This window comes from Thermostilla marina (assembly GCF_054657455.1).
In genome coordinates this window covers 4,045,197-4,058,050 of the sequence record NZ_BAAHYR010000001.1, presented here as the reverse complement: position 1 = coordinate 4,058,050, position 12,854 = coordinate 4,045,197, and the positions used below count along the sequence as shown (strand labels likewise).

Sequence of the window (12,854 nt, the reverse complement as noted above, 5' to 3'; positions counted from 1 at the left end):
AATGTGATGCTGCTATACTCGAAAAGAGCTACCTGCCGCCGTCGTGTCGAATGACGGCTTCGAACAGCGGTGTTGTCTTTCCCGGAAGAGAACCGTGCGGTCGAAGCGATCCGGGAGAGTCGAATTCGAGTCCCCAGCCGTGATCGTCTACGAGTATGCACAGCGACGCCACGATTCCGCAGGGCGGCGACGACCGCCGTCGATCACGGGAGATGAGTCTTTCTCACTCTCGGCCGCCTACAGACGTTCCCGGCTACGATCCGGAACGTTTGCTCGGCGTCGGCGCCTACGGTGAAGTATGGGTGGCCATCGAGCGGAATACCGGACGGCGGGTGGCGATCAAGTTCTACACTTCTCGCGGCGGCTTGGACTGGTCGTTGCTTTCGCGCGAGGTCGAAAAGCTGTCGTTCTTGTTCGCCGATCGCTACATCGTGCAGTTGATCGCCGTCGGATGGGATGCCGATCCACCGTACTACATCATGGAGTACATGGAGCACGGCTCGCTTGCCGATCGGCTTGAAAACGGTCCCTTACCGGTGGACGAGGCGGTTTCTTTGTTCCACGATATCGCCGTCGGGTTACTGCACGCGCACGGGAAAGGAGTGCTCCATTGCGATTTGAAACCGGCGAACGTCTTGCTCGATCAAGACGGCAAACCGCGTTTGGCGGACTTCGGTCAAGCGCGGCTTTCGCATGAACAGGCCCCGGCGTTGGGCACGCTGTTTCACATGGCGCCCGAACAGGCCGATTTGGCCGCTGTGCCCGATGCCCGTTGGGATGTGTACGCCTTGGGCTCGCTCGCGTATTGCATGCTCACCGGGCGCGTTCCGCACCGGAACGAGGAACGCATTCGCAAGCTGCGGGACATTGGCGACTTGGACAAGCGTTTGAAAGCCTACCGGCAGCTCATTCACCGCTTGGGGGTGCCGACCGATCTGCGCCGCGTGCCGGGTGTCGATCGCGGGCTGGTGGAAATCATCGAGCGTTGTCTCGAGCCGGATCCCCGGAAACGGTTTCCGAACGTCGAGTCGGTGTTGTCGGCGCTTGAGGGATGGTCCCGCCAAAAGGCCCGTCGCCCGTTGGTGTTATTGGGGTTGATCGGGCCGATGCTCTTGCTGATCATCACCGGGGTGTTCGCCCGACGCGGTTTCAACGCAGCGTTGGATAAGTCGGGGAATCACTTGACGATCCTTGCTTTGGAAAACAATCGTCTGACCGCCGAGTACGTGGCCGGCCTGGCGGGCAAAGAGATCCGTCGGCGTTACGAGGCCGTCGAGCAGGTGGCCGAGAATCCCGAGTTCCAAGCAGCGGTGCGGCGTTATTTGGATTCGTCCGAGATCCGCGCGCTTCGGGAACGGCTCAACGACGAGAATGCCGATGCCGCGACGCTTGCCGCTGCGCGGAAGGCCTTTCGCGCTGCGGAGGATCGTGAAGCGTTACAACAGTCGCTCGGCCGGGCGATTCCTCGATGGATGCGTCCCCCGGCCGAAGAACTACAAGACGCCGATGTTGCGAGTTGGTTTTTCTGCGATCCTGACGGGACTTCTGTTGCCCGCGAACCGTTTGCCGAAACGATCGGACGCAATTACGCATGGCGGAGTTTCTTCACCGGTTATGCCGACGACCTCGAGAAAGGGCGGCGTCCGCCGGCGGGCGTGCATCTCAAAAAGACGGCTCTTTCGGCGGTTTTTCGGAGCGAGGCCAACGGACTATGGATCGTGGCCGTGGCAACGCCCGTGGTCGATCGGGAAACCGGCCGCTTCATGGGGGTGGTGGCGCTGACCGTCGAGGTCAATCGGTTCATCGAGTTGCGGGGGACGCCGCGGCAATATCCGATCCTTGTCGAGATGCGGCCGTGCAGTTACCAGGGGATGGTTCTCCAGCATCCACTGTTTCACGAGATCTTGCAGCATCGTTCCCAGGTTCCCGAACACTTTCAAGAGTATCGCTTGGACTTGGACCACCTGCCGGTCCCCGTTCGTGAAGATGTCTCTCCTCCGGAGCCGACCATCCGGTTCGAGGATCCACTCGCAAAGGATCCCGAGGGGGCGGCTTACGCCAAGCGGTATCTGGCTCAGATGGCGGCAATCCGTGTTCCTGAAGCAAGCGAAAGTGAACGGCCGCGGGCTCGGGACGTCGGCTGGGCGGTGATCGTCGTCCAAGACTACGATTCGGCAATTACGGAGCCGCTCCAACAGATTCGCCGTAGCCTGGTCCGATGGGGGCTGGCCGGTATCATGGTGATAGGCGGGGTATTGCTGGGGCTTTGGGCGATGACCTGGCGCATGTTGAGAGATGCGGGGTCCCCGCGAGCTGCGCTATTCGGCGGTGACAGGGGGCGCTTCGCTGCGAGTACGCCGCGCGAGGGTGCACCCGACTCGCCGACTCCCGATGCCACCGTGCACTCCCGCGACACGATCGCCGCCGACGGCAACGACTCACCTCGACCGGGGTGATGAATCTTGAAAGTGACCTTTTTCGAGAAGTGTTGAAATCTTTCTAATACATGGCAGACCTGATCGCCCAAGGGGAATCCGAACACCATCGTTGGCGGCGTCCTCTGCCGGTGGGAACACCGGTGTTGCTCGGGCGACGGGAAGGCGGATGGGGCGTTCCTTGGGATCCGCGTATCTCGCGTCGGCACGCACGCTTACATTACGACGGAAAAGTGTTGACCGTCGTTCGGTTGCCTGAAGCGAAAAATCCCGTCTACCATCACGGACGCGAATCGGACGAAATCGAATTGCGTCCCGGCGACAGTTTCGTCATCGGTCGCACCACGTTTTCGCTGATCGACCAACAGGCGTCCATCGCGGTCGACGTTCCGCCGCCGGTCGAGGAGCAAGCGTACACGGCTTCGAGCCTGCGCGACGTCAGCTTTCGGAATCCCGATCATCGACTGGAAGTCTTGAGTCGTCTGCCCGACGTCCTTTCGTCGGGACGCGACGACCGCGAACGATATGACCGCTTGGTGAACATGCTTTTGTCGGGCATCCCGGCGGCCGACGCCGCGGCGGTGGTTTCTCTGGAAAACGAATCTTCGGACGGCGAAACGCCGATTCGGCTCGAACATTGGGATCGTCGTTTGTCGGCTTCGGGAGAGTTTCAGCCGAGTCGCGGGCTGATTCTCGATGCCTGCCGTAGTCGTCGAAGCGTGGTACATATTTGGCGCCATACGCACGATTCCCGGCATGCGTACACCGCACGGCAAGATATCGATTGGGCCGCGTGCACTCCGGTCTTGTCGGAAGGAAAGCCCCGCTGGGCCCTGTACGTGGCGGGAAATTTCCGCCGTCCGGCTTCGGAGCTGAGCGATTCGACGGCTCACGACCTGCGGGAAGATGTGAAGTTTCTCGAATTGACGGCCGGAATCTTCGCCGCCGTGCAGCGGATCCGGGCGCTCGAGCGGCGGGAAGCCGTTCTCAGCCGTTTTCTCTCGCCGGTGATCTTGGAATCGATCGCCGACGAGAACCCCGACGAAGTCCTTTCGCCTCGCGAGACCGAAGTCACCGTGATCTTCAGCGATTTGCGAGGGTTCTCGTTGGAAACCGAGCGATGGTCCGACAACCTGCTGAAGTTGCTCGCTCGAGTCGGGGATGCTTTAGGTGTCATGACACGCCATATCCTCGATAACGGCGGCGTGATCGGCGACTTCCAGGGTGATGCGGCTATGGGCTTTTGGGGCTGGCCGATCGAGCAGGACGACCGCATCGAGTCGGCCGCAAAAGCGGCCTTGGGAATACGTCGTGAGTTCGAGTCGCGGGCCAATTCGGCGGACGAGGAACGCTCCGCGTTTCGGGTGGGAATCGGTATCGCTACCGGTCGAGCCGTCGCAGGAAAGATCGGAACGGCCGATCACGCAAAGGTTTCAGTGTTCGGGCCGGTGGTGAACTTGGCCTCTCGCCTGGAGGGGATGACGAAACTACTACACGCCCCCGTGTTGTTGGACGAGGCGACCGCCCGACTGGTCCGCGAGATGGTGCCTCGCGATGTCGCTCGCGTACGCCGATTGGCCTCGGTACGCCCGTACGGCATGGACGTGTCGTTGATCGTCAGTGAGCTGGTGCCGCCGTACTCGGAGCTGCCGTTGCTGGAAGACGAACACTTGCGTTGCTGCGACGAAGCCGTCGAGGCCTTCGTGGCGGGCGATTGGAATGCGGCCTACGACCTGTTGCGCCGAATGCCCTCAAGAGATCGCGGGACCGACTTCTTGATGGTCCACATCGCCCAACACAATCGCACACCGCCCGACGATTGGGACGGTGCCGTCCGGCTCGCGGTCAAATAAGGGGGGCACTTCGGTTTCGCAGGGAATCAGCCGCACGCGAGCAGGTGTTCAAGGTGGACGGCCACCGAGTCGGCCAACGCTTCCGGGTTGTAGCCGCCTTCGAGTACGCTGACGAGTTTGCCGTCGCAGTGCTTGTCGGCCGCCTCGGCGACGATGTCGGTAAGCGTGCCGAAATCTTCGGTTTCCAGGCCCAAGCCCCCCAGGGGGTCGAGTCGGTGGGTGTCGAATCCCGCACTCACCAGGATCAGTTGCGGACGGATGCGGTCGGCCATCTTTTCGACGGCCTCGCGAAAGAGCGATACGTATTCTTCTCGCGAAATCCCGAATTCGACCGGTAAGTTCAAGATAGTCCCTGCGCCTTCGCCTTCGCCCTGTTCGTCTTCGCTCCCGGTGCCCGGGAAAAACGGCCAACGGTGGATGGAAAGGAAGCCGACTTTCGGATCTTGCCAGAAGATCGCTTGGGTACCGTTTCCGTGGTGGATGTCCCAGTCGACAACCAGGACGCGTTCCAAGTCGTACTCCCAAACGGCCGAGGCGGCGGCCAGGGCGACATTGTTGAAGATGCAAAAGCCCATCGCCCGGTCTCGCAGGGCGTGGTGGCCGGGCGGCCGCAACAGACAAAAGGCGTTGCGGTCCTCTCCTTGCAACACGCGTGCGACGGCATCGCATGCGGCACCCGCGGCCAGCAAGGCGACGTCGTACGAGGCCGGACTGCAAATCGTGTCGGGATCCAGGTCGCCGCCGCCTGATTTCGCCGTCGCCCAAACCTCGTCGACATAACGCGGCGTGTGCGCGTAGTTCAATCGTGTCCGCGAAATAGGCTTCCATTCGGGACGTGTGGACCGAGCCAAAAGCCCGAGCTTTTCCAAGTGCTCGGGGATGTGTCGAATACGATTGGCCGATTCGACGTGGTTGCCCGTCTCGTGGTGCAAGAACTGCGGACTGTAATAGAAAAGCGTCATGGCGATCGAATGTGGAACACTTTTGGGGAACGCCGATGAATCCGGCGTGGAACACTATGGGAGTTTTCGAATGTCCTATGGTAGCACTCCGCCGTCCGGGATGCACGCATCGGGCGGATAACGACTGGAAACATGAGGAACGAGGCAAGGTGCGGCAAATCGACAAGAAAACGAACTTTTCCCCATCGGGCGTGCTCATTACGATAAAAGAGGGCAAAGATACGTTCCCGCGGGGTGGAAGTTTGTTTGGTTCCACCGGGGGTTGGAGTCGAAACCGGTTTCGAGTAGGAGGGCGTCTACCTCTGTGAGCATCCGTGACATGCAGCGTAATTGGCCGCCGGTAGAAGAATCGGCGATTCTGGTGGGCGTATTTTTGGAAAATGCCGTCGTCGACGATCCGCCGCTGGGAGAGCTGGCCGGCTTGGCCGAGGCGGCCGGAGTCAAGGTAGTCGGCGAGTTGACGCAGAAACGCCGTGTTCCCGACCCGGCGACCTATCTCGGCAAAGGAAAGGTCGACGAACTGGCGGAGTTGGTCAAAAAGTACAATGCCGACCTGGCGATCTTCGACAACGATCTGTCGCCCGCCCAGGCGCGAAACCTCGAAAAAAGCCTCGGCGCCCGCGTGATCGACCGAACCGAATTGATTCTCGATATCTTTGCGAAGCGCGCCCGCACTTACGAGGCACGTTTGGCCGTCGAGCTGGCCCAACTCGAATATGCCCGTCCCCGCCTGAAACGACTATGGACGCACTTGGAACGCCAGACGAAAGGCGGTGTCGGCCTGCGCGGGCCCGGCGAAAAGCAACTCGAAGTCGACCGCCGTCTGGTCGATCGGCGGATTGCCGATTTGCGACGCGAGTTGGAAGTCGTCTATCGTCGTCGCGAACGTGAAGTGGCCTCGCGTCGGCGACATAAGACGGTTTCGCTCGTCGGTTATACGAATGCGGGCAAGAGTACGCTGCTCAACGCCTTGACGGGCGCCGACGTCTTCGTCAAAGACGCCCTGTTCGCCACGCTCGATACGCGAACCCGCCGATGGCAGCTTCCCGGCTGGGGCCCGGTCTTGCTCAGCGACACCGTCGGCTTCATTCGCAATCTTCCCCACCACTTGATTGCCAGCTTCAAGGCGACCTTGGAAGAAGCCCGCTGTGCCGACCTGTTGTTGCACGTGGCCGACGCGGGCAACGATGCGTTCTTCCAGCAAGTAAGTGCCGCTTACGATGTGCTTGCCGAGTTGGGGATCGACCAGAAAGATACCCTGTTGGTCGTCAATAAGATCGACAGGTTGGCCCATCGTGATCGGCTTGATGCGATTCTCACGCGATATCCGAATGCCATCGCCATCAGCGCCCGCACCGGGGAAGGGCTCGACCGGTTGGCGCATGCAGCGTCGGAAATGTTGGCCGGCAAGTTCCTCGAATTGGATGTCCGTTGCGACATCTCCAACGGCCGGTTGATGGCTTTCTTGGCCGAGAGGGGCGAGGTGCTCGCGAAGCATTATCATGACGATGCCTACGTCGTCGTCCATTGCCGACTTCCGAAAGAGTGGCTCGGCAAGGCGAAGCGGTTGGGCGCGCAAGTTCGTCGGCATCATAACGGGCGTCACGAGAGAAGGGCAGCGAACGGAAACGGTAACACCGAACCGTTCGAGGCGGCTTCCGAACTCGATTGAACGGCCGAGTGCCGTTCCCCGAACACGGAAGCGTCTGCAACCTGCGGCTTGTCGGTATTTCTCTCGGGGTCGTCGCCGTCGCGGCGGCATGCTACACTCATCGCTTTGGGGCCGTCGGAGGAAGACGGCTGCGATAAGCGCTCGTACGCTGCCGCAACAGGAAGGACGGACCATGGCCAAACGCACGATCAACGGAAAGCGAGCGGTCGTTACCGGGGCCTCGAGCGGAATCGGACGTGAGACCGCCCGGTTGCTTGCCGAGGCAGGGGCGGACGTCGTCGTCGTCGCACGCCGTCGTGAACGTCTCGAACAGATTGCCGAGCAAACGGCAGGTAAAGGTGGTCGCGTCGTGGCGTGTCCCGCCGACCTGACCGTTCCGGACGACCGCAAGCGGGTGATCGAGACGGCGACAACCGAGCTGGGCGGACTCGATATCCTCGTCAACAACGCCGGAATGGCGGCCTTGGGGTTATTTGAGGACACCGATCCCGACGTGTTGCGCCGGGTCATGGAATTGAATTTCTTTTCTGCCGTCGAGCTGACCTACTTGGCGATTCCGCTGTTGAAAGAAGGGAATCATCCGATCGTGGTGAACGTCGGTTCGGTGTTGGGCCACCGCGGAATCCCCTACCGAAGCTACTATTGCGCCAGCAAATTCGCCCTGCACGGGTTCAGCGAGGCGATTCGTTCGGAATTCCGCAAACACGGGATCGACGTCATGGTCGTAAGCCCGGGACGCACGAAGACGGAGCTGTTCGACAGTCCGCTGGAAAAGGGAGTCGAACCGCCGTGGCCCGAACCGGAGCCCGTTCCCCCCGAGCGCGTCGCCAAGGCAATCGTGAAAGGAATACGCAAGGGGAAGGCCGAGATCATTCCCCACGTTTGGGGGCAAGGCATGGTGTTTCTTAGTCGTGTGTTTCCCCGAATCATGGATCGCATCCTCGATCATTATTCGTGAAGGTTTGGCGGAAAATCTTGCCTGTTTTGCGCGGCTTTCGTATCCTTGCAGCAGGGGCGGGCATACAGCTACAGCGACCGAATTCGAGGGTGCATTCATGGGATGCCGCGTACAGTCGGGACGATTGTTCATCGGGGCGTTGGTGGTCGCTCTCTGCGGTTTGCCGTACTGCACAGGATGCGGCAACAGCGATGGAGGAGCCACCGGCCGTTCGGGAACCGAGGTCGCAACGACTCCCACGAGCGGGACCCAGGGAGCGCCCGATCCACAGGATGATCAGGTGCACTCGGCGGTCGTCCGCAAACTTCTCGAGGCGTTGGACGACAGTGACGCCTCACCCGACGAAAAGCGGGCGGTCCGCGAGCTGCTCTTGGAGGCCGATAAAGAGCTGATCGCCTCGCTGGAGGGAAACGCCCGCCGTCCCGACGCTGCTTCGACCAGCGGCCGCGAACAACCGTATTCACCGCCCAAGGCAATCGCCGACGCTCGGGCGCGGTTGGCCGAAAGGGGAATCGCCTCCCCCCAGGCCGGCGACGAGGCCCAAACGGTGATCGTCCGATCGCTTCTCCAATTGCTTGATGAGATTACCACCCCCGACGACGATTCCGAAGACGTCGTGCGCGACGCCTTATTGAATGCCGATGCCGAGTTGAGGGAAGCGCTCGGCAATCGCAAGACCTTGATTCAACGGGCGAATCGCCGTGCACCTTCACCTAGGGTGTTCAACCCTTCGCCTGCACGCTCGGGAGAGGGGGGACCGCAGAACACTTCTCCGCATGATGATTCCGAAACGGATTCCTCCGCCGAGGAAGGTTCCTCGTGACGCTGGTCACTGCGCCACGAGAGCGGTGGTCGGATTCAAGGGGGCCGCTCTTTCGGGGGAATTAGCTGGCGGCGTGGGAAAGCTAAGTCGTCTAGGTAAACTGTTTCGGTTCTCTTGATCGCGGAAGTTGCGCTCACCGAACATTTTTCTCAATCGGTGTGGTCGATTTCTTCGATACCTTGACCGTGGCGTGTTGTCACGACGTCACGCCATGCGCGCCCCGTTCGGTTCCGGATGGGGGCCAAGCGAGCCTAACCTGAGTTCCCTTTGAGCGGAACGAGTCGCGCGGCGAATGGAATCCGCGGTTCGTTCCGGTCGTTTCCAGCAAGCGATCGGTAACAGGGGAACGATTCTGTCGACGGGAAGTGAACGACATGGAAGTCATCAGCTACCGCGGGCGGGTCTGGATCACGGCGATGCTGGCGATCTGTGTCGTCGGGACGACGGTGGTCGCCGAAGAACAATCCGATCCGCCGAGAGTGCGGGTCGAGGTCGGCGAGTCCACGCTTACCGACGATACGGGGATGGTTTGGATCGCCGAGGGAAACGTTCCGGACGAGGCGTCCGCTCCGAGGGACGATTCCCCGGCGACGTTGGTAATTCGTCCGGCCGATCAGCCGGAAAAATCTGAGGCGAATCCTACACCGGCAACTCCCGTGACGGTCGTGCCGTCACGGCCGCCCGTGCGACCGGTCGAAGAAGTTCGAAACGCATTTTTGGCGACTGCGAAACGCCACGAGGTGCCCCAGTACACCGGTCCCAAGCCGCGGGTGGTGTTTCCTGCCCGCGCTGCCGCCGAACCGGCGAACAGCGCATCTGTACCGGCAAGACTTCCGGTGATCGAGAGTGCACCGGGATTTGTCGAAATCGAATCGGAACCGACGGCGCCGGTTGTTTCTGCCGCCGTACCCGAACAGAAGCCGGGAGTTCAGCCTGTCGACGTTCATCCGCCGACCGAGACGATCTCGAAATCGCCTGTGGTCGCACAGCCTGCCTCATCGCAGGGCGTGAAAAACGAGGTTGTGGATGAACACCCCATAGCCGAACGATCGCCTCCGCCGCAGTTGCCGGTTCCTTCGGTACTCGGGACGCCGACAAGCGGTCCAGCGAAGTTGCCGTCGCTTTCAGAGCGATTCGTGCAGCGGCAAGCATCGCCTTTCGCAGCAAACAATTCACCTGAAGAAAACGAATCGCGCATGGCGCGATCGGAAACGGTTTCGCGTGATATCGCCTCGCCCGCATTGAAATCGACTCCGACGACGGCCGTCCGATCGGAGACGACCGTTGCCGGACGGACGCCTCGCGAAAAAACGCCGGGCGTTACGGTGAGTATTCGAAATGCCGCGCCCGCCTCGGAGGTTGCAAAGACTTCGACGCCGAGAGATTCGGATTTCGAGCCGGTTGCGGCCGAGCAACCTGCGCCGGTACAGGAAAACGGACTGTTGGTCGACCTCGCCGAGGCACGGCGGCGTCTTCAGCAGGGTGCGTCACATGCGGAGGCTGCCGTCGCAGCCGAGACGGTAGAACCCAAAGCCGGCCCGAGCGAAATTCAGGTTTCGGCGAACGTTTCGAATTCCCAGGCCGAGGCGACGGGCGAACGGAGTGAACCCGAAGCAACGCAGAGCACGTCGCCGTCGGTTACGGCCGACAAACCAGCCGGAATTGCCGAACGGGCCGAACCGCGAGCGGCTATCCGGCTTCAGGCCGAATCGACGGCCTCGGCCGCGATCGCATCGGATACTCGGTCGGCGGCCGGGCAGGCGGTCGAATCACAGCCGATTGCGCAGCGACCACAATCGACGGAAAAGAGCTTTTCGCAGCCACAACCGACGTACCGGTTGGCGCAACAGTCAAGTCCGACCGTTCCGGCGCCGTCGGGAGGCGGTCCTGCAACATTGCCGGCGCAACGATTACCGCAACCTCCGGTGATTCAGGCACAGCCGCGAGTCTTGGTGCCGCAAGCGCCACAGGCTGTTCCGTCGAGGCCTCAACCGGCTGTGGCGCAGCCCGGTCCGGTGCTCGGGGCTTCGGCTTCGGGCGACGAAGCAAAAGGCCCTGCCGGGGTGAAGGACGACGCTTCTAAATTGGGACCGTTCGAAGTCATCGACGAGTCGGGCGAGTTGACGGTGATCGTGCGGCGGAGCAAGTTGCTGCGGACGAAGGTCGACATCTATCGTACGGCGGTCGTCGATCCGAGTATTTGCGACGTGGCGCATTACACGACCCGCGAAGTGGCCATCTTGGGCAAGTCGCAGGGGGCGACCCACGTCACCTTCTGGTTCGCCGACGAGAAATATCGGCCGGTCACCTATTTGGTGCGGGTGGTGCCCGATCCCGAAATCCAACTTCAACAAGAGGAACGATACCGCCTGTTGGAAAGCCATCTGCGGCGGTTGTTCCCCGAAAGCAAGGTCACGTTGACGGCGGTGGGCGACAAGCTGGTCGTCCGCGGCCAGGCACGCGACGCCGCCGAGGCCGCCCAGATCATGGCGATCATCCGCGGCGAAGTCGTTTCCGCCCGCGGGGTGGCCGAGGGGACGGCGGCCGATCCGGTGGGCAACGAGGCGACCAACCAGACGTTGCCCGCCTTGCAGGTGATCAACATGCTCCGGATCCCCGGACCGGCCCAGGTGGCCTTGAAGGTCAAGATCGCCGAGTTGAACCGCTCGGCGGCGCGGAACTTCGGCGTCGACATGGACATGAACTTCTCGCAGGGCGAGGTGCTGCTCCAGTCGTTGCTGAATCTGGCCTCCGGGGGAACGGCGTCGATCTTGGGTAACTTCGACGGGGGCGACATCCAGTTCGGCATCCACTACCTGGAGGAACACGGCGTCGTGCGGCTGTTGAGCGAGCCCACGTTGGTGACCCTCAGCGGCCGACCGGCCACGTTCATCGCCGGAGGCGAATTCGCCGTGCCGACTGCGGTGGGCGTCAACGGAGTGGGGGCGGTGACGACCGACTTCCGCGCGTACGGGGCGATCATTACCTTCTTGCCGACGGTACTGGACAAGGACCACATTCGGCTCGAAGTGGCGCCCGAGTTCAGCCAGATCGACGACGAGAACACGGTCAACGGGACGCCGGGGTTGAAGACGCGGGCGGTGACGACGACCGTCGAGATGCGGGAAGGGCAGACGCTGGCGATCGCCGGTCTGTTGGACGACGCGATGTCGGGCGACAACGCGGGCGACTTGCCGTTTGTGGCGCAGATCTTCGGCCGGCGAAGCATCTCGCGACGCGAGACCGAGCTGATCATCCTGGTCACGCCCGAATTGGTCGAGCCGATGGAGCCGGAAGAAGTGCCGCCGGTACCGGGCTTCGACGTGACCGAGCCGACGAACCACGAGTTCTATCTGAAGGGGCACATCGAAGGTCGGCCCACGCAGGAGTACGACAGCACGGTGTGGCCGCGGCTGCGTCGGCGGTACAACGCGGGCGGACCGGCACAGATTTCGGGCCCGTACGGACACGGCGACTGACGAAACACGGACGATCGCGCAGACAAAGCGAAGGACGCAAGGATGAATACGGTCGCAAGACGGATCTTGTTGGCATTGGGCGTGATGAGTGCGGCGGTGTCGGGCTGTCACACGACGCATGCCCCGCACGAGGCGAAGATGGGCCCCGCTTACGATCGACCGTTTCCCTTGGGGCAGGTGACCGACGCCCACTGGGAGACGATGCAGACGAACGCCGAGGCGGCCGACTTCATCTTCTACGATCACGAATTCGTAGGTCAGACGGCGGAGTTGACGCCGTTGGGCAAGCGGCACTTGTTGTCGGCGGCGTTGCGGTTGGAACACGTGCCGTTTCCGATCGTGATCGAAGAACTGCCCGAGGATCAGGATCCGCAGCTTTGCCTGGCGCGTCGTGCGCGGGTGATCGCGATGCTCGAGCAGTTGGGCTATGCAAAGGAGCAGATCGCCGGGCGGGTGATCGTGGCTCCCGCCTTTCCTCGCGGCTTGACGGCCATGGAAGGCGAAGCGGCGTATTACCGCACACTCAACGACACCTTCGGCGCGGCCGCCGGCGGCGCCGGTGCGGGGGGTAGCTACGGTGGTAGTGCGACCTATCGGTGACGCGTTCGGCAAGCACGAGCGGCTACGGGCGATCGCGAAGGAAAAATACTTCCAAGGAAGGTAAGAGGTCCA

Annotated in this window: 8 protein-coding genes; 7 read left to right on the top strand and 1 reads right to left on the bottom strand. The window is 61.8% G+C overall.

From position 1 onward, the window contains the following. Positions 1-212: 212 nt before the first annotated feature. Positions 213-2,456, top strand: a complete 2,244-nt coding sequence (locus tag ACYQ2I_RS14740; protein WP_460167787.1) for a protein kinase domain-containing protein — start codon at positions 213-215, stop codon at positions 2,454-2,456. A gap of 50 nt (positions 2,457-2,506) precedes the next feature. After that, complete coding sequence (locus tag ACYQ2I_RS14735) at positions 2,507-4,288, top strand: adenylate/guanylate cyclase domain-containing protein (RefSeq protein WP_460167786.1); 1,782 nt, start codon at positions 2,507-2,509, stop codon at positions 4,286-4,288. A gap of 26 nt (positions 4,289-4,314) precedes the next feature. On the opposite strand, the gene ACYQ2I_RS14730 is transcribed toward ACYQ2I_RS14735, so the two are convergent. After that, positions 4,315-5,250, bottom strand: a complete 936-nt coding sequence (locus ACYQ2I_RS14730) for a histone deacetylase family protein (protein ID WP_460167785.1) — start codon at positions 5,248-5,250, stop codon at positions 4,315-4,317. Between the two features lie 319 nt (positions 5,251-5,569). On the opposite strand from ACYQ2I_RS14730, the gene hflX reads away from it, so the two are divergent. The 5 genes from hflX (at position 5,570) to ACYQ2I_RS14705 (ending at position 12,782) form a co-directional block, all read left to right on the top strand. After that, positions 5,570-6,922 (top strand): GTPase HflX, encoded by a 1,353-nt coding sequence (gene hflX, locus ACYQ2I_RS14725; RefSeq protein ID WP_460167784.1) that lies wholly within the window; start codon positions 5,570-5,572, stop codon positions 6,920-6,922. A 172-nt stretch (positions 6,923-7,094) separates the two neighbouring features. Next, positions 7,095-7,880 carry an SDR family oxidoreductase gene (locus ACYQ2I_RS14720; RefSeq protein WP_460167783.1) on the top strand — a complete coding sequence of 262 codons (786 nt, stop codon included), beginning with the start codon at positions 7,095-7,097 and terminating at the stop codon, positions 7,878-7,880. Positions 7,881-7,977: 97 nt separating this feature from the next. After that, on the top strand, positions 7,978-8,703 hold the full coding sequence (locus ACYQ2I_RS14715; protein ID WP_460167782.1) for a hypothetical protein: 726 nt from the start codon (positions 7,978-7,980) through the stop codon (positions 8,701-8,703). Positions 8,704-9,077: 374 nt separating this feature from the next. After that, a complete protein-coding gene (locus tag ACYQ2I_RS14710) occupies positions 9,078-12,182 on the top strand; it encodes a type II and III secretion system protein family protein (protein ID WP_460167781.1) in 3,105 nt (1,034 codons plus the stop codon). Between the two features lie 42 nt (positions 12,183-12,224). Further along, positions 12,225-12,782 (top strand): hypothetical protein, encoded by a 558-nt coding sequence (locus tag ACYQ2I_RS14705; RefSeq protein ID WP_460167780.1) that lies wholly within the window; start codon positions 12,225-12,227, stop codon positions 12,780-12,782. Positions 12,783-12,854 lie beyond the last annotated feature (72 nt).

Excerpts from the sequence above, each read along its gene's own strand:
- ACYQ2I_RS14740 (WP_460167787.1), top strand. The coding sequence starts at position 213 with ATGAGTCTTTCTCACTCTCGGCCGCCTACAGACGTTCCCGGCTACGAT.
- ACYQ2I_RS14735 (WP_460167786.1), top strand. The coding sequence starts at position 2,507 with ATGGCAGACCTGATCGCCCAAGGGGAATCCGAACACCATCGTTGGCGG.
- ACYQ2I_RS14730 (WP_460167785.1), bottom strand. The coding sequence starts at position 5,250 with ATGACGCTTTTCTATTACAGTCCGCAGTTCTTGCACCACGAGACGGGC.
- hflX (WP_460167784.1), top strand. The coding sequence starts at position 5,570 with ATGCAGCGTAATTGGCCGCCGGTAGAAGAATCGGCGATTCTGGTGGGC.
- ACYQ2I_RS14720 (WP_460167783.1), top strand. The coding sequence starts at position 7,095 with ATGGCCAAACGCACGATCAACGGAAAGCGAGCGGTCGTTACCGGGGCC.
- ACYQ2I_RS14715 (WP_460167782.1), top strand. The coding sequence starts at position 7,978 with ATGGGATGCCGCGTACAGTCGGGACGATTGTTCATCGGGGCGTTGGTG.
- ACYQ2I_RS14710 (WP_460167781.1), top strand. The coding sequence starts at position 9,078 with ATGGAAGTCATCAGCTACCGCGGGCGGGTCTGGATCACGGCGATGCTG.
- ACYQ2I_RS14705 (WP_460167780.1), top strand. The coding sequence starts at position 12,225 with ATGAATACGGTCGCAAGACGGATCTTGTTGGCATTGGGCGTGATGAGT.